The sequence below is a fragment of the Streptomyces sp. AC627_RSS907 genome (genome assembly GCF_019049165.1).
On sequence record NZ_JAGMUE010001008.1, the window covers coordinates 1 to 686 of the forward strand.

General features: G+C 70.1%; 1 pseudogene. It reads right to left on the reverse strand.

Going from position 1 to position 686, the window contains the following annotated elements:
• Window positions 1-45: 45 nt before the first annotated feature.
• Window positions 46-686, reverse strand: a pseudogene (locus KUM32_RS39940) (PASTA domain-containing protein); the annotation flags it as partial.

The window sequence follows — 686 nt, forward strand, 5'->3', positions numbered from 1 at the left end:
GTTCGGCGCTGGCTGCTCGGGGTCTGCTCGGAGTCTGCTCCGGGCCTACTCCGGGTTGCCCGTCGAGACCGTCAGCTCGACCTTGTCCTCGTCCGGGTCGAAGGGCTCGCGCTTGTCGAAGGTGTACTCCATGACGGTGCCTTTGCCCCAGGTGTTCTCGTTCATCGGGACGACCTCGTACTTCCAGCCCGCCTTCTTGAGGCAGTTCTTCACCGAGTCGATGTAGAGGTACTGGAACTCCGGCATGATGAACGAGCCCGGCTTGTCCGGGGCGTCGTACGCCTCGGTGCACTTCTCCGGGTCGATGGTCTTGGTCTTGTCGCCTTCCTTGAAGCCGGCCGCCGTCGTGGCCTCCTGGGTCGGCTTGGCCTGCTCCTCCTTGCCGCCGTCGTCACCGCCGCCGCCCTTGAGCGCGAAGGCGACGATCACGGCGATGATCGCGACCGCCGCTACCACGGCCGAGCTGATGATGACCTTCTTGCTGCCGCCGTCACCGCCCTGCCCACCGCCACCGGCCGCGTGGCCCGGCGTGGTGGCGTACGGGGGCGGGGTGCTGGGGCCGCCGGCCTGGTACGGAGACGGGGCCGGGGTCGGGCTCGGGTAGCCGGCCTGCTGCGGCGCGTACGGGCCGGGCGGCGGCGTGGACGGGCCGAAGCCGCCGCTCTGGTAACCGGCCTGCTGGGGCG